This window comes from Streptococcus sp. HMSC065H07 (genome assembly GCF_001837325.1).
Classification (GTDB): Bacteria; Bacillota; Bacilli; order Lactobacillales; family Streptococcaceae; genus Streptococcus; species Streptococcus salivarius_H.
Genome location: NZ_KV832029.1, coordinates 50,202 through 66,194, shown reverse-complemented (window position 1 = coordinate 66,194; position 15,993 = coordinate 50,202). Strand labels below are relative to the sequence as shown.

General features: G+C 39.1%; 16 protein-coding genes. 11 read left to right on the top strand and 5 right to left on the bottom strand.

The annotated features are described in order from the left end of the window. Window positions 1-422: LPXTG cell wall anchor domain-containing protein (locus tag HMPREF2637_RS11270; protein WP_176745611.1), on the top strand; the 422-nt coding region annotated here is incomplete at its 5' end. A 77-nt stretch (window positions 423-499) separates the two neighbouring features. Here the strand turns inward: HMPREF2637_RS11270 and HMPREF2637_RS04135 are convergent. Continuing rightward, window positions 500-820, bottom strand: coding sequence for a hypothetical protein (locus HMPREF2637_RS04135; protein WP_070839168.1), 321 nt, complete (start codon window positions 818-820; stop codon window positions 500-502). Window positions 821-1,076: 256 nt separating this feature from the next. On the opposite strand from HMPREF2637_RS04135, the gene HMPREF2637_RS04130 reads away from it, so the two are divergent. Then, a complete protein-coding gene (locus HMPREF2637_RS04130) occupies window positions 1,077-2,237 on the top strand; it encodes a hypothetical protein (protein ID WP_070839165.1) in 1,161 nt (386 codons plus the stop codon). A gap of 58 nt (window positions 2,238-2,295) precedes the next feature. Here HMPREF2637_RS04130 and HMPREF2637_RS04125 read toward each other — a convergent pair whose 3' ends face one another. Continuing rightward, window positions 2,296-3,078 carry an ABC transporter ATP-binding protein gene (locus HMPREF2637_RS04125; protein WP_070839162.1) on the bottom strand — a complete coding sequence of 261 codons (783 nt, stop codon included), beginning with the start codon at window positions 3,076-3,078 and terminating at the stop codon, window positions 2,296-2,298. A gap of 109 nt (window positions 3,079-3,187) precedes the next feature. Between HMPREF2637_RS04125 and HMPREF2637_RS04120 the strand changes: the two genes are divergently transcribed. From HMPREF2637_RS04120 to HMPREF2637_RS04105, 4 genes are all read left to right on the top strand, one after another. Continuing rightward, window positions 3,188-4,519, top strand: coding sequence for a hemolysin family protein (locus HMPREF2637_RS04120; protein WP_070839159.1), 1,332 nt, complete (start codon window positions 3,188-3,190; stop codon window positions 4,517-4,519). Between the two features lie 354 nt (window positions 4,520-4,873). Next, entirely contained in the window at window positions 4,874-5,614 is a 741-nt protein-coding gene (locus HMPREF2637_RS04115; RefSeq protein ID WP_037602472.1) for an LPXTG cell wall anchor domain-containing protein, read from the top strand. Window positions 5,615-5,800: 186 nt separating this feature from the next. Next, window positions 5,801-6,601, top strand: coding sequence for a pyruvate formate-lyase-activating protein (gene pflA, locus HMPREF2637_RS04110; RefSeq protein ID WP_021143691.1), 801 nt, complete (start codon window positions 5,801-5,803; stop codon window positions 6,599-6,601). A gap of 69 nt (window positions 6,602-6,670) precedes the next feature. Further along, a complete protein-coding gene (locus HMPREF2637_RS04105; RefSeq protein ID WP_070839156.1) occupies window positions 6,671-7,423 on the top strand; it encodes a hypothetical protein in 753 nt (250 codons plus the stop codon). 162 nt (window positions 7,424-7,585) lie between these two features. On the opposite strand, the gene HMPREF2637_RS11265 is transcribed toward HMPREF2637_RS04105, so the two are convergent. The 3 genes from HMPREF2637_RS11265 to HMPREF2637_RS04090 form a co-directional block, all read right to left on the bottom strand. Further along, window positions 7,586-8,551, bottom strand: a complete 966-nt coding sequence (locus HMPREF2637_RS11265) for an IS3 family transposase (RefSeq protein WP_064523890.1) — start codon at window positions 8,549-8,551, stop codon at window positions 7,586-7,588. Beyond that, a complete protein-coding gene (locus HMPREF2637_RS04095; RefSeq protein ID WP_064523888.1) occupies window positions 8,548-9,225 on the bottom strand; it encodes a helix-turn-helix domain-containing protein in 678 nt (225 codons plus the stop codon). Before HMPREF2637_RS04095 ends, HMPREF2637_RS11265 begins: the two co-directional genes overlap by 4 nt. A 74-nt stretch (window positions 9,226-9,299) precedes the next feature. After that, the gene (locus HMPREF2637_RS04090) at window positions 9,300-9,752 is read right to left on the bottom strand and encodes a universal stress protein (RefSeq protein ID WP_002891687.1); all 453 of its coding nucleotides are present in this window, start codon (window positions 9,750-9,752) and stop codon (window positions 9,300-9,302) included. Window positions 9,753-10,111: 359 nt separating this feature from the next. On the opposite strand from HMPREF2637_RS04090, the gene HMPREF2637_RS04085 reads away from it, so the two are divergent. From HMPREF2637_RS04085 to HMPREF2637_RS04065, 5 genes are all read left to right on the top strand, one after another. Continuing rightward, window positions 10,112-11,326, top strand: coding sequence for a pyridoxal phosphate-dependent aminotransferase (locus HMPREF2637_RS04085; RefSeq protein ID WP_002884715.1), 1,215 nt, complete (start codon window positions 10,112-10,114; stop codon window positions 11,324-11,326). 267 nt (window positions 11,327-11,593) lie between these two features. Then, a complete protein-coding gene (gene codY, locus HMPREF2637_RS04080; protein ID WP_002884784.1) occupies window positions 11,594-12,379 on the top strand; it encodes a GTP-sensing pleiotropic transcriptional regulator CodY in 786 nt (261 codons plus the stop codon). A 64-nt stretch (window positions 12,380-12,443) separates the two neighbouring features. After that, a complete protein-coding gene (locus HMPREF2637_RS04075) occupies window positions 12,444-12,995 on the top strand; it encodes a cysteine hydrolase family protein (RefSeq protein ID WP_064523886.1) in 552 nt (183 codons plus the stop codon). A gap of 155 nt (window positions 12,996-13,150) precedes the next feature. Continuing rightward, complete coding sequence (locus HMPREF2637_RS04070; RefSeq protein WP_064523884.1) at window positions 13,151-14,590, top strand: 6-phospho-beta-glucosidase; 1,440 nt, start codon at window positions 13,151-13,153, stop codon at window positions 14,588-14,590. A 194-nt stretch (window positions 14,591-14,784) separates the two neighbouring features. After that, entirely contained in the window at window positions 14,785-15,993 is a 1,209-nt protein-coding gene (locus HMPREF2637_RS04065) for a glycosyltransferase (RefSeq protein WP_064523878.1), read from the top strand.

The window sequence follows — 15,993 nt, the reverse complement described above, 5'->3', positions numbered from 1 at the left end:
GCACAACGCCTGCTACTAGTGAAGCACCTGCGGTCAGCACAACGTCAGCAACAAGTGAAGCACCTGCGGTCAGCACAACGCCAGCAACAAGTGAAGCACCTGCGGTCAGCACAGCGCCAGCTACTAGTGAAGCTCCAGCTGTTAGCACAACGCCAGCAACAAGTGAAGCACCTGCAGTTAGTACAACACCTGCTACTAGTCTAGTGCCTTCAAAAGACATTCATTCCATGAATTCTGTCACTTATTCCTCTACACAAACACGTAATGCAGGGATTAAATCGGAAGCCGATGGAAAATTGACAAGTCACGATTTACCAAAAACAGGAGATACAAACTCTAAAGTTGGTATGCTAGGTATGATTTTTGTAGGACTTGGTTTGACAAGCTTCGTTTATAAAGGGCGTCACAGACGTTCAAAATAGATAAGTGCTAATAGTAAGACTATAAGTGGAAAAAATAACGAGAAATCTGTTTTTACATAAACGGATTCCTCGTTTTTTTAATTTGTTCCTTTCTCATTATCGTGGTTTGGAAAAAGAAAGCCCAGTCCTAGGCATGTTAGGATTCCTGCAACAATCAGGATACTGTTTGAGATAGGGAGCAAGTCATAGATTGCATTAGCAATCATTAAACCAATCAAAGTACTCATGAGACTAGATTTATAATCTTTTTTGATAAGATTTTCTATTGCAAAGAAAGCAAAAAGAGCGACTGGAAAGAGTGGCCAAAGGGACACCTCCATTTTTGGGAAGCCGAGAATACTGTAAGTGATAACTGTTACTGCTGTACCGATTAATCCAATACCTATTACTTTAGTCATGTTTTTACCTCGTTTTCTATATCTGAAAGATATTTTGCTTTAACACCTACTAAGTTATCAAAAGGTTAACTTACGGACAATATCATTTGTCTATATGGTTCATTCTAGAATCTATTCGGTCAAAAAGGATTGTTTTGTTATCAAGTAAAGAAAAGTGAAAATATTTTACTGCAAAGGTAAAACGCTTACATAAAAAGGAGTATAATGATATTGGAAGATGTTTTCTCTATGATTAAATGAAAGGCGGGGTGGTTGTATGTTCAGAAAAACTTGGTATTATATACTTATCTTTTTTGAAGTATTGTTAGCTCTTTCTATGCTTAGGTCTTATGGTTTGCATTTTGAGTATGAAACGCTCAATTCTGTATCTGTACTAAGTTCTCAATTTCCACAGCAAGTCGTTTTAGTATGGTTTGTTTTTAGGCTTTTGAAGGACAAGCGTAAAGCTGAGGGCGTCTTAGCTGTGCTTGCCTTCCATATTTGTCAGCTAGTTACCTATTTCATCATACCGGCTTCCATTTTTAAGCCCTGGTTGGTTTCACCAGTTTTAACTGTAATTTGTTTAGCTTGGCTTGTTATTATGATTATGAAGGCAGAGCTTCCAACTCTCTTAGTTTCCTTTAAAAGCCCATTAGCTTGGCAGTCCTCTGTTCCACCTCTTGGATTAGGGATGGTTGCTGTGGTATGGAGCACACACTATATAAATATTGATTTAGATGATTTAAGTAGTCTTACTTACATACTGTATCCAATATTAGAGTGTGCAAGTATCTTCCTACTCCTTATATTGATGACTGAAGAAAACCAAAAGAAATTAAGAATCTCTTCAATCCTTCTCATAGTCATTAGTTTGCTTGAGCTGTTTTATGGTTTCTTGGTTGACCATATCATTACTGACGTCTCTCTTTTTCTCCTGGTAGTTTCATCTTATCTTGTCTACCGCACAAACGGAAACACTTCAACATTAGTTGAAAAATGGCAGCAGAAGTATGGCTTTGAGGTTAGAGAAGATGATCTGTTGGTGGAGAAAAAGACTAAGCCAGTCATTGAAAAGCGTAAGATTTATGATTATGCGGAGAGCCAAAGACAACTCAATCCTCAAATTCTTCATTCTCCTTGGCTTTGGACCGCTTTTATTTTAGCGCTTAGGGATTTAGTTGTTAATTTAAGTTCTGTCATTTACTATCCTATAGACGAATCTAATCCCTTAGCAGGTATTGGTTGGTTTATGTACTTCATTATGATGACTCCATTAATTATTATTCCTACTATGATGCTTCCAAGAGCTATAAGCACCGCTAACAAAAACCGTCTATATGTAGTTGCTGGGCTATTCATTGTTTCATATGGTTCTATAGAACAGCTTATCGTTCCAGCCTTAATTTTGTATGGCGTATCGAAAATAAAAGAGGAGTAGTGATAAAAGAACAAGTCCCCTAGACATTATCTGGGGGACTTGTTTCTTTGAGCGATTTTTATAGAAGAGGGTTAATGTAAAAACGATGGTCGTCAATTGGGATAATTTGAACAGGATTTTGGTAGAAGTCAGCTAGAACTTCCGGTGTGATAATATCGTTTTTTGGTCCTTGTGCCACGATTCTTCCCTGACGGAGTAGGAGAATGTGGTCCATTTTTTCAGTAATCTCTTCAGCGTGGTGGGTGACGTAAAGAACCAGTGGAGCATGTGGAAGCGAGGTGATACGGTCAATCTGACGTAAGAGTTTTTCGCGGGCAAATAGGTCCAAGCCAACAGTCGCTTCGTCAAGGATAATGATGTCAGGATCTTCCATGAGACTGCGAGCAATCAAACAAATTTGTTTTTCTCCTTGAGACAGGCCATGGTATTTACGACCTATCAAATCTCCAGCACCAAGTGAGGTAAGCATGTCCTTGGCTTCTTGTAACTCCTTATCCCCATATGCCTTGTAGAGGATTGAGCTCTTGTATTTACCAGTAAGGACGATTTTTTCAGCAGTCATATGCTTAGGCAAACGCTCAGTGATGAAGGAGCTGACGATACCGATATGTTGACGAAGACCTGTGATGTCTCCATTCCCAAAGGTGTAGCCTAGTATCTCAGCCTTTCCCTCAGAAGGGAAGAATTCAGCTGTCAACAAACGTAGAAGGGTTGATTTTCCAGCACCGTTAAGTCCCAGGATAGCCCAGGTTTGTCCTTTTTCAACTGTCCAGTCAAGATTAGACAAGAGTGTTTTTCCTTGTCGAGCCAAGCTGACATTTTCTAAGCGTATAAGTGACATAAGTCTCTCCTTCGATGATAAATTACTCTAATTATAGCATAAAATAGGAACCTATATTGGGAAATTGTGATATAATGGAAGTCAGAATTTTTTTAGAGGAGAAGAAAAAATGGAAGACTCCAGTGGTCAGTCCTTATTATTTCAATCTATTTTATTACTAATATTAACCTTGCTTACGGCCTTTTTCTCAGCATCAGAGATGGCTTTAGTATCACTAAACCGTTCACGTGTGGAACAAAAGGCTGAAGAAGGCGACAAGAAATTTATTCGCCTGCTCAAGGTTCTTGAAAATCCAAATAACTTCTTATCAACCATTCAAGTTGGTATTACCTTTATCAGTCTCTTACAAGGGGCTAGTCTCTCCGCTTCACTAGGTGCAGTGATAGCGACTTGGTTTGGTCATGCAGCCTGGGCTAAGACAGCAGGTAGCATGATTTCATTGGTTGTCTTGACCTATATCTCGATTGTTTTTGGGGAACTTTATCCTAAACGTATTGCTATGAACCTCAAGGAAAATCTAGCCATCTACTCAGCACCAGTTATTATTGTTACTGGTAAGATTGTTAGTCCCTTTGTTTGGATTCTTTCAGCATCGACAAATCTTGTGTCTCATTTGACGCCTATGACCTTTGATGATGCGGATGAGCAGATGACTCGGGATGAGATTGAGTACATGTTGGCCAAGAGTGAAGATACACTTGAGGCTGAAGAAATTGAAATGCTCCAGGGGATTTTCTCTCTTGATGAATTGATGGCACGTGAGGTTATGGTCCCTCGTACCGATGCTTTCATGATTGATATCGAAGACAATACTCAAGAAAATATCCAAGCTATTCTCAAGGAAAGTTTCTCTCGTATCCCTGTTTACGAGGATGACAAGGATAAGATTATCGGTGTCATTCATACTAAAAACCTTCTAAAAGCAGGTTTTGAACTTGGTTTTGAAAATATCAAACTTCGTCGAATCATGAACGAACCTCTCTTTGTTCCAGAGACTATCTTCGTAGATGACCTCTTGACAGCCTTTCGTAACACCAACAATCAAATGGCTATCTTGCTTGATGAATATGGTGGTGTGGCTGGTCTGGTGACCTTCGAGGATCTTTTGGAAGAAATCGTCGGTGAAATTGATGACGAAACAGATAAAGCCAGTGTGGAAGTTCGTGAAATAGGAGAGAATACCTATATTGTTGAGGGGGCTATGACTCTTAATGACTTCAATGAACACTTTGACACAGAGCTTGAAAGTGATGATGTTGATACTATCGCAGGCTATTATTTGACTGGTGTAGGAGCAATTCCCACTCAAGAAGTCAAGGAACACTATTCAGTTATCAACAAGGACAAACACCTCGAATTTATTAATGATAAGGTTAAGGATGGTCGCGTAACCAAACTTAAGGTAATCATCACGGCAGCTCCAGAAGAAGCAGAAGAATAGTTTTTTTCAAGTTTTTATTAGAAAATGTTGGAACTCAAAAGCGACTATCTACTAATTAGGCACTTTCTCTCATTATGAGTGAAAGTGCTTTTTCTTATCTATCTTGGAATATCCGCTTATCAAAATAATAAGATTAGAAAATGTCTATAAAGTACGTTATAAAGCCTTTTTTACCTGCCCAAACTGCTAGACTTTGTCAGAAAAAGAACTATAATCTTGGAGGTACTCTAACATATTTTAGCGTATTGATAGATTTAGAATAAAAATAAATAAGATTTTAATTAAAACAGTCTTTTATTACTTTTTTATGGTAGAATATAAATTAACTGATAAATGAAAAAAAGGAGAATCTTAATGGCTTCTAAAAAATCTATTTATAGTAGCTTGCTTTTACTCACCCTTACCCTAGGAGCTTTTGTGCCAGTAACTTCTTTTGCGGACGATGGTATTGCGACAAATGATGCTGTTCTTACACAACCAACGACAGATCGTGCAGTAACTGGTCCTTCAACAGCCCCAAGTGATGGAGACTTGGCTCGTAGCAATGATTCAAACACAGGTGCGGCAACGCCAACAACACCAACACCTACAGTTCCTGAAGTACCAGCTGAACCAACAACACCAGCAACTCCAGAAACACCTGCGACACCGGCTCCAACAGCTGATTCATCTACAAAACCAGCTGATAAACCAACTGAGAAACCAGCCGATAAGCCGGAAGACCCAGCTTCAGCAACTGATAAAGGGACAAGCGAAGCACCTCAAAACCCTGAAACTCCAGCAGTGAATGTTAATGGACAACCTGTTGTTACTGTAACACCGACAGCTCCAGTTATCACTGCAGCTGGCCAAACAATTGTGTCTACACAAAATAGCCAAATTGTTATCGCTAACACTGATGGTACAACAAGTGTTGTTGCTCCTGAAACAGTAGGATTCAAAGTGAACGCTGACGGTACATTGACTGGTAAAGATGCTAAAGGTAAGGAAGTTACACTTCCTAAGACTGGTGAAGCATCAACAGTAATCTTGACAATGGTAGGAACATTCTTCCTTGCTGCTGCAGCCTTTTTGGGGCTTAAGAAACGTGCCTAGTAATATAGATGATAAAAGACTGGATTTTTCCAGTTTTTTTGTTTTTCTTCTGGTATAGTATAGATATTCCTTAATTTCAGATGTATTATAGTATAACCTTTGCCTGAATTCAGGCAGATATGGAGCATGTTTCTGATAAAAGAGGTATAATAAAAACATGTAAAAAGCGTTTTCAAGGAGGCTGCCATGGCAGAAATTGATTACAGTCAGGTGACTGGACTTGTTCATTCAACCGAAAGTTTTGGATCCGTAGATGGTCCTGGTATCCGTTTTATTGTTTTCATGCAAGGCTGTAAGATGCGTTGCCAATATTGTCATAACCCAGATACTTGGGCTATGGAGTCAAATAAGGCTGTTGAACGTACAGTTGAAGATGTCTTAGATGAGGCTCTTCGTTTCCGTCATTTCTGGGGTGAGCATGGTGGTATCACTGTATCAGGTGGTGAGGCCATGCTTCAGATTGATTTTGTCACTGCCCTCTTTACAGAGGCTAAAAAGCTAGGGATTCATTGTACGCTTGATACTTGTGGGTTTGCTTACCGCAATACTCCTGAGTATCATGAAGTTGTTGACAAACTTTTGGCTGTTACTGACTTGGTCCTACTTGACATCAAAGAGATTGATCCCGAACAACACAAGTTTGTGACCCGTCAACCTAATAAGAATATTTTGGAATTTGCTCAATATCTGTCTGATAAACAAGTTCCAGTCTGGATTCGCCATGTCTTGGTACCTGGTTTGACAGACTTTGACGAACACTTGGTTAAGCTTGGTGAGTTTGTAAAAACCTTGAAAAATGTCGATAAATTTGAAATTCTTCCCTATCATACAATGGGTGAGTTCAAATGGCGTGAGCTCGGTATTCCATATCCTTTGGAAGGGGTCAAACCACCAACGGCAGATCGGGTTAAAAATGCCAAAGCTCTCATGCACACTGAAACGTATCAAGAGTATAAAAATCGTATCGGTGTTAAAACCTTGGATTGAAAAAGAAGCTCTTGACAAGAGCTTTTTAACTTTGCTATTATTTAGGGAGCAATAAAGAGTAGGTAAATTATGTTTCGTATTTTAAAATTTGATGATGACTTTGTTTATCTCAGTCATCCTGACGGGCGACTTAAGAAAATAGATCGCACGCTTTTTGATTTTGATATAAAATTAGGAGACCGTATAGATGTCTATCAGGATGGGGACTTGACAGTTGTTACTCCGGCAGAAGTCCAAACGGACTTGAGCCTAGAGGGAGACAAATCTGTTAAATCACACCTCTTGCAGGGGATTTTAGATCTTTTCCTTGAGACCCTTAATATTCACAATAATCATTTGGGTGACTTGAAGAAGATTTTCACACAGTTATTGATTACACTCTTCATGGCTTGGAGCTTGTTGGGAGTTATTCTGGTTGAGATTCTTCTCTTTGCAGAGTCAATTATTGTTTTCCTATGGAGACTCTTGGTTCGTCTTATTAAGTGGATGCATATTAAAGACAATACTAAGGTCTTGATTGATGAGACGCAAAAACGTCATGCTAAGCGTGAGCGTCAAAAAGCCCAAAGACGTGAGCAGGAAAGACGTCGTCAGGAAGAACTTGAAGAACGTGAATATCTTCGTGAAACAGAACGTCAAAAGGAACTCATGATTGTTGAAGCTAGCCTTAGTCAGGAAGCAGAGCGTGAGAGCCTTTCAACTAGTCTTGCTTTGGAGCAAGCAGGTGCCTCAAGTCAATCTGCTAGTGAAGACTTGGCCGAAGAAAGCCAGTCAACTTCAGAGTCAGAAGTGATGTCTGAATCAGCAAAGTCTGAAGAATAGAACAGAAAAAAGAACTGAGAGTTAAAATCTCGGTTCTTTTTCATATGAGAAAAGCACCAGAGGTGCTTGTGATATGCCCCCTGTCAAGTAGACAGGTTAAATATCTAAAAAAGTGTCTGTTTTTGAAAGTCAGTCGTACAAAATAAATGTACGGCTGTTTTTTTATGCAGACCACTTAGACTTGTACTTTTCAATTTTGTTATTCTTAGCGATTGGGTATGACAAAGGATGTTCTGATGTTAAGGCAGCGTTTCTTACTGCCAAAGGTGTTTTACAGTCATACCTACTTTGTGGACGCTCTTGACAGTAAAATCGGATATAGTCTTTGATGGCATATCGGAGGGAGGCCTCATCTGAAATCTCATACATCTGATACATTTCCGATTTTATAATTCCCCAAAAACCTTCTATTGGTCCGTTATCAATACAATGGCCTACTCTTGACATGGATTGAATCATATCAGTATCTTTCAGCTTTTTTTGAAAGTTCTTATTGGTATATTGAAACCCTCTATCGCTGTGAAATATAGGCTTCGCTGCGGGATTTTTTTCAATGGCTTTGTCAAATGTTTTGAAAACCAGCCGATTGTCATTTCGACGACTTATGACAAAAGCAATAGGATAGCGGTCATATAAATCAAGTATGGCACTAAGATAGAGTTTCTTATGAGAGTTAGGAATCTTAAACTCTGTAACATCTGTTACCCATTTTTTGTTCGGAGCAGTTGTATAGAAGTTTCTTGCTAACTTATTTTCTGCAGTTTCTTCAGGCTTGGCAGTCTTGTATTTTTTCCTTTTCTTACGGATAAGGGCGTGAATATCGAGTATCTTCATAATTCGGTGAATTCTCTTTCTTGAGTAATTCGTATGATTGAAATGATTGATCCAATCGGTCATTCTTCGGTATCCCAAGATATGTGAAAAACGTTCGTCATATTCTTTAATTAATTCCGCAATTTCGCTGTTTAATTGTTCTTGTTCTGGGACTATTCTATGTTTCCATTTATAAAATGCAGACCTCGTAATGCCGAGCTGATGACACATCCAGCTAATGCTCCACCCTTTATTTGTGTTGAAGTCTTCAATCGCTAAGTATTTTGATTCGTGGCGCTGTTTGCCTAGCCTCACATCCTTCCGAATTCTTTCACTTTTTTTAAGAGTTCAACAGCCATATCCTTTTCTTCTAACTGACGTTTTAAGCGCACATTTTCTCTTCGTAAACGCTCTAATTCATCAAGCTCATCATCTATTTTGTGATGCCCCCTTTTGTCAATTAAACCTTTTTCGCCACCACTATCATACTTCTTTACCCACGAGTATACTTGGCTATAAGAAACATCATAAAGCACCGCCGTTTCCTTATAATTACGATTGTGTTCAATACAATAGTCAACAATCTCTTTGCGTTCATCAATAGTGGTTTTACGTCTTGCTTTTGCCATATAGACCTCCCGTTGTGGATTGTAATCCTTAAGTTCTATATTGGCATTATACATCCTAATCCACTTTCTTAAAAGTCCTGAAGAAATATCATACTGCTGGCCTAAATCAATAGATGAAGCCTCACCACTAATACATTTTTCTACAAGTTCTATTTTAAACTCTTTTGAATAGGAACGATTTTTTGTTTTCTTTGTGAATCCTAAAATCCCATATTTTTTATAGATAGCAGCCCAATCTTGAATCGTCCTTGTGGAAATATGGAGACAGTTACATATTTCAGATCTGGAACGATTACCATTAATATAATCGAGACAAGCTTGTTCTTTCTCGTATGGGGTTAATCTTTCTCTTCTAGACATAAAAATACCTCTTAAGTAGATTTTAGGTATTTACCTTGTCTACTTAAGAGGTATCATATCATTGTGAGAGGTGACTAAAGTGTTTTTTCAGAGTCACGAACAATGAGCAAGTCAACTTTTGCGTGACGGAGAATGTATTCAGAAGATGAACCAATAAGCAAGCGTTCAAAAGTATTGAGACCTGTGGCACCAACCATAATAAGGTCAACATTTTCCTTATCAGGGATATCAACAGCCAAGAGGCTCTTAGGATTACCGAACTCAATAACTTTGCGAATCTTGGTTAAACCAGCTTCTCTGGCTTGGCGTTCAAAGTCAGCCAAAACAGCTTTAGCTTCGTCTTCTAGTTTTTCATAGATGTAAGAGTCGAAAGTCGCAACGCTTTGAAGGGCGCGTGTATCGATAACGTGTACCAATAGTAACTGAGCATTATTACGTTTTGCAACGTGCACACCTTTAATAAAGGCCAGTTCTGATTCGTAAGAACCGTCGATAGCTACCATAATACGTTCATATTGTTGAGACATAAGCTCTACCTCCTATCTTTAGCTTTATTATACTCCTTTAATCTAAAAAATGAAAGCGTTGTTATAGATTTTCTGAAATCTTTTTTTGACTGCTTACTTTAGGACGCTCTTAGTAATGTGAAGATTTCAGTATTATCTAAAAATTGAAGATTGCTTGAAAAAGAGGTATAATACAATCTGTTATTAGCTTCGTAAGAAACATGATAATTAAAAAAGAGGAAGACAAGTCTTCAGAAATGATACCAAGTGGCCAAGCCTAAAGTTGGTGTCAATAAAAGTGGAAATCCCCATCAGGTGTTGAATTTTCTTATTTTCTGCTAGATGTATCTGCTTTTAGTATCTTTTGAAAGGATTAACTTATGAAAACATTTGATAAATCATCAAAGTTGGATCACGTTGCCTATGATATTCGTGGACCAGTTTTGGATGAAGCCAACCGTATGATTGCCAATGGTGAAAAGATTCTTCGTCTTAATACAGGAAATCCTGCGGAATTTGGCTTTACAGCACCGGATGAAGTCATTCGTGATTTAATTATGAATGTTCGTAACAGTGAAGGTTATTCGGATAGTAAGGGGATTTTCTCAGCTCGTAAGGCGATTATGCAGTATTGCCAGCTAAAGGGATTCCCAAATGTAGATATTGATGATATTTATATTGGTAATGGTGTCTCAGAAATGATTTCCATGTCTATGCAGGCCTTGCTTGATGATGGAGATGAGGTCTTGGTCCCAATGCCAGACTATCCTCTTTGGACAGCTTGTGTCAGTCTAGCAGGCGGTAATGCCGTACACTATGTTTGTGATGAAAAATCTAACTGGTATCCAGATATTGATGATATCAAATCAAAAATTACGTCAAATACTAAGGCAATTGTAGTCATCAATCCTAATAATCCTACAGGTTCACTCTATCCTAAGGATGTCCTTGAACAGATTGTAGATATTGCTCGACAAAATGATTTGATTATCTTTGCGGATGAGATTTATGACCGCTTGGTTATGGATGGTAAAAAGCATACTGCGATTGCGAGTCTTGCACCAGATGTTTTCTGTGTGTCTATGAATGGTCTTTCTAAGTCTCACCGTATCTGTGGTTTCCGTGTAGGTTGGATGGTTCTCTCTGGACCTAAAAAGAATGTCAAAGGCTATATTGAAGGGCTTAATATGTTGGCCAACATGCGTCTTTGTGCTAATGTGCTCTCTCAGCACGTTATTCAGACTTCACTTGGTGGCTACCAATCCGTGGATGAACTCTTGATCCCTGGTGGGCGTATCTATGAACAACGTGAGTTTATCACGAATACCGTAAACGCTATTCCAGGGCTTTCAGCTGTTAAGCCAGATGCAGGTCTTTATATCTTCCCTAAGATTGACCGTAACATGTATGATATTGAAGATGATGAAGAATTCTGTCTTCGTCTCTTGAAGAAGGAGAAGGTTCTCCTAGTTCCAGGTAAAGGCTTTAACTGGAATGAACCAGATCACTTCCGTATTGTCTACCTTCCTCGTGTGGAAGAGTTGGCTGATCTCGGTAACAAAATCGAACGAGTCTTGTCATATTACAAGCGTTAATTTCTTAAAAAACTGGACAAAAAGGCTTGTCCAGTTTTTATTGTCTCTAAAAAGGGGATGTATTTGAGCAAGATCCGAACATTTTTCCTAAAAATGCCATAATATACTTAATATAATGAATAGTAGAATAATAAATAATTTTCAGACAATTGTTTGCAATTTCTGGGTTAAGTGTGCTATAATGATAGGGCTAGTAGGTCTTGACGCAGAAGATTAGTACAAGGCTTGATATTATTATGATTACAATAGAAAGTGAAGACAATAAATATGGCAAATTTGCTGGCTAAAACACGTAAAATTACATCTATCTTGCAACGCTCAGTAGATAGCTTGGAAGGAGATCTTCCATACAACAACATGGCTGCTCAATTGGCGGATATCATTGATTGTAACGCTGCTATCGTTAATGGTGGTGGTGCTCTCCTTGGTTTTGCCATGAAGTACAAAACCAACAATGATCGTGTGGAAGAGTTTTTTGAAGCCAAACAACTTCCAGAAGAGTACACACGTGGTATCAGCCGTGTTTATGACACTCAAGAAAATATTGGTATTGACAGTGACTTGACCATTTTCCCTGTGGAATCAAAAGATGACTTCCCAGATGGTTTGACTACAATTGCCCCTATCTATGGTGGTGGTATGCGTCTTGGTTCTTTCATCATTTGGCGTAACGATCATGATTTTGTGGATGAAGATCTTATCTTGGTTGAGATAGCCTCTACGGTAGTTGGGTTGCAGTTGTTGAACCTTCAAACAGAAAACTTGGAAGAAACCATTCGTAAACAAACAGCTATTAATATGGCTATTAATACCTTGTCTTACTCAGAAATCAAGGCGGTTTCAGCTATCTTGAATGAGTTGGACGGTTTAGAAGGTCGTTTGACAGCCTCTGTTATCGCGGACCGTATCGGAATCACTCGTTCTGTTATCGTTAATGCCCTTCGTAAGTTGGAATCAGCTGGTATTATTGAGAGCCGTTCACTCGGTATGAAAGGGACTTATCTTAAAGTCCTTAACGAAGGTATCTACGACAAATTGAAAGAATACGAATAAGAAGAATACTTAAAGAGAGTGAGGTAGGAGGACCTGCCCCACTTTTTTAAAAGGAGAAATTAGCATGACAAAGGCATTGATATCAATTGATTACTCTTATGATTTTGTGGCAGATGATGGGAAGTTGACGGCTGGTAAGCCTGCCCAAGCCATTGAAGATCGTATTGCTCAGGTAACTCAAGAAGCCTATGACAATGGGGATTATATCTTTGTTGCCATGGATCGACATGATGAAGGAGATACCTTCCATCCTGAGACTAAACTATTTCCACCTCACAATATTGCAGGGACATCTGGGCGAGAACTTTATGGTAAGTTATCTGGTGTATATGATAACATCAAGGACGACCATCGTGTCTTTTGGATGGACAAGCGACACTATTCAGCCTTTTCCGGAACGGATTTAGATATTCGTTTACGTGAGCGTCGTGTGACGACAGTTGTTTTGACGGGAGTTTTAACAGATATTTGTGTGTTACATACGGCCATTGATGCTTATAATTTGGGCTATGATATCGAGGTGGTAGAGAGTGCAACAGCCTCCTTGACGCCTGAAGCTCATGACTTTGCTATTGGACATTTTAAAAATGTTCTTGGGGCAACAATTGTGGAGTAATAAGAATTATAATCGAGAGTGGGAATCTGTCCTACTCTCGTTTTTTGTCTACAATCATAGGATAGTATCAGTTTTTCGTAGTTTACTATAAGAAAACGATTCCATGTTAGTATATACTATTACTGAAATAATCTTGAATCATAAGAGGTAGAACAATGACCAAAAAAATGACTTTTCCTGATGGATTTTTGTGGGGTGGGGCGACAGCAGCCAATCAATGTGAGGGTGCCTATGATGCTGATGGGCGTGGTTTAGCCAATGTTGACGTGGTACCAATTGGTGAGGATCGCCTTTCAATTATCACCGGACGTCGTAAGATGTTTGATTTTGAGGATGGCTATTTTTATCCAGCCAAGGAAAGTATCGATATGTACCATCGTTACAAGGAAGATATTGCTCTCTTTGGTGAAATGGGCTTTAAGACCTATCGTCTCTCTATTGCTTGGTCACGTATTTTTCCTAAGGGGGATGAGGCTGAGCCAAATGAAGCTGGGCTTGCCTTTTACGAGGATCTCTTCAAAGAATGTCACAAGTATGGTATTGAACCTTTGGTAACGATTACACACTTTGATTGTCCCATGCACTTGATTACCGAGTATGGCGGCTGGCGTAACCGTAAGATGCTTGGCTTCTATGAAAATTTTTGCCGTACCCTTTTCACACGTTATAAAGGTTTGGTTAAGTACTGGCTCACATTCAATGAAATCAATATGATTCTCCATGCACCATTTATGGGAGCAGGACTCTGCTTTGAAGAGGGTGAGAATGAGGAACAGGTTAAATACCAAGCAGCTCACCATGAGTTGGTAGCTTCAGCTATGGCGACGAAGTTGGCCCATGAGATTGACCCTGAAAATAAGGTCGGTTGTATGTTGGCAGCAGGTCAATATTATCCAAATACAGCCCACCCACGTGATTACTGGGCAGCCATGCAAGAAGATCGTAGTAGCTATTTCTTTATTGATGTTCAGGCTCGTGGAGAGTATCCAAATTATGCTAAGAAGCAGTGGGAACGTGATGGCATTGAGATTGAGATGACTGAAGAAGATTTGGCCCTTCTTAAAGAGCATACTGTAGATTTTATCTCCTTCTCTTACTATGCAAGTCGTGTGGCTTCAGGTGATCCAGAAGTTAATGAAAAGACAGCAGGAAATATCTTTGCCTCTATTAAAAATCCATATTTGGAAGCTTCAGAGTGGGGCTGGCAAATTGACCCACTAGGTCTTCGTATTACCCTTAACGCCATTTGGGATCGTTACCAAAAACCGATGTTTATTGTTGAAAATGGTCTCGGTGCTGTGGATACACCAGATGAAAATGGTTATGTCGAAGATGATTATCGTATCGACTACTTGGTAGCCCACATCAAGGCCATGCGTGATGCTATCATTGAAGATGGTGTAGAGCTTTGGGGCTACACAACATGGGGCTGTATCGACCTTGTTTCTGCTGGAACTGGTGAAATGAAGAAACGTTATGGCTTCATCTATGTGGACCGTGACAACGATGGTAATGGTAGCCTTAAACGCTCTAAGAAGAAATCATTTAACTGGTACAAAGAAGTTATCGCAAGTAACGGTGCCTCTGTAGAATAGTCTATGAGTTTAGAGGTGTTCGCTGTTTTAAGCCATGTGCTAGTTTGAATTCTATTTTACGCATTTAACGAGCACTAAAAGAAAATTGATCTCCAATTAAAGTCAGCCTTAGGGTTGGCTTTTTTTGTAAGGGATAGAAATTGTAATGTTTTCTAAAAAATGATATTCTTATTAGAGTTTGAGAGGAAGAAAACATGGGTAAAAAATCAGTTGTATTTGTAGCAGAGCTATCCTATATGGAAAAGTTAGAGGTGGCTCTTAAATCTTTGTGTACACATAAAGGGCAGTGGAAAATTTATGTGCTAAATGAGAATTTACCAACAGAATGGTTTACGCTGATGAATCGTCGTCTAGAGGCTATTGATTCTGAAATTCTCAATTGTCGTGTGTCTGCCGAAAGCTTTAAACAATTTTCGCTTCCAAGTACGCATATTCATTATGCGACTTTTTTCCGTTATGCAATACCTGAGTTTGTTCAAGAAAATTGTGTTCTCTATTTGGATTGCGATATGATTTTTACGCAGGATTTGTCACCACTTTTTGAAGTGGATCTTGGCGGATTTGGTATTGGAGCGGTGGTGGACCGTCCGACGACAACAGATGGTTTTAACGCTGGTTTGATGGTTATTGATACCGATTGGTGGCGACAACACGAGGTGACAGAGTCTCTTTTTGACTTGACTAAAGAGCATCATCAAAATGTTTATGGGGATCAAGGAATCTTGAATCTTTATTTCAAGGATGCTTGGTATCAACTCCCATGGACCTATAATCTCCAAGTGGGTTCTGATAAGGACCAGTATGGTTATGGGGATTTGGAATGGTATGATGCTTTTAAAGGGGTACCAGCGGTTATTCATTATACTTCCCACAATAAGCCTTGGACGTCCAAACGCTTCAATCGTTTTAGGGATATTTGGTGGTTTTATTATGCCCTATCTTGGGAAGAAATCTTATTGAGAAAGCCATCCTTAAAGCTTAGCTTTAGTGATATGGTAGGTGATTTTCCTTACCATACGGCGATTTATACTAATACTGCAGACATCTTTGAATTGGAACATTTGCTGCAGGCTCTTCCAGATGTAGCTTTTCATGTTTTGGCTCATTCTCATTTCGGGTTTAATTTGGTGAAGTTGGAGCAGTATCCAAACCTTATTCTTTATCCATCCTTTGATCCCTTGACTAGTCGAAAGGTCTTAGAAAAAATAGATTTCTATTTGGATATCAACCCATTTGACGAGGTTGATCATATCACAGAAACGATTCATCAGTTGGGGCTTCCGATTTTCTCTTTTGAAGGAACAAATCACGACCAAACTGGGCAAAATCAAGTGTTCAAGAATGACCAAGTAGATCAAATGGTAAAGGCTGTTCGAGATTATATAGATACGATTGAGAGATAG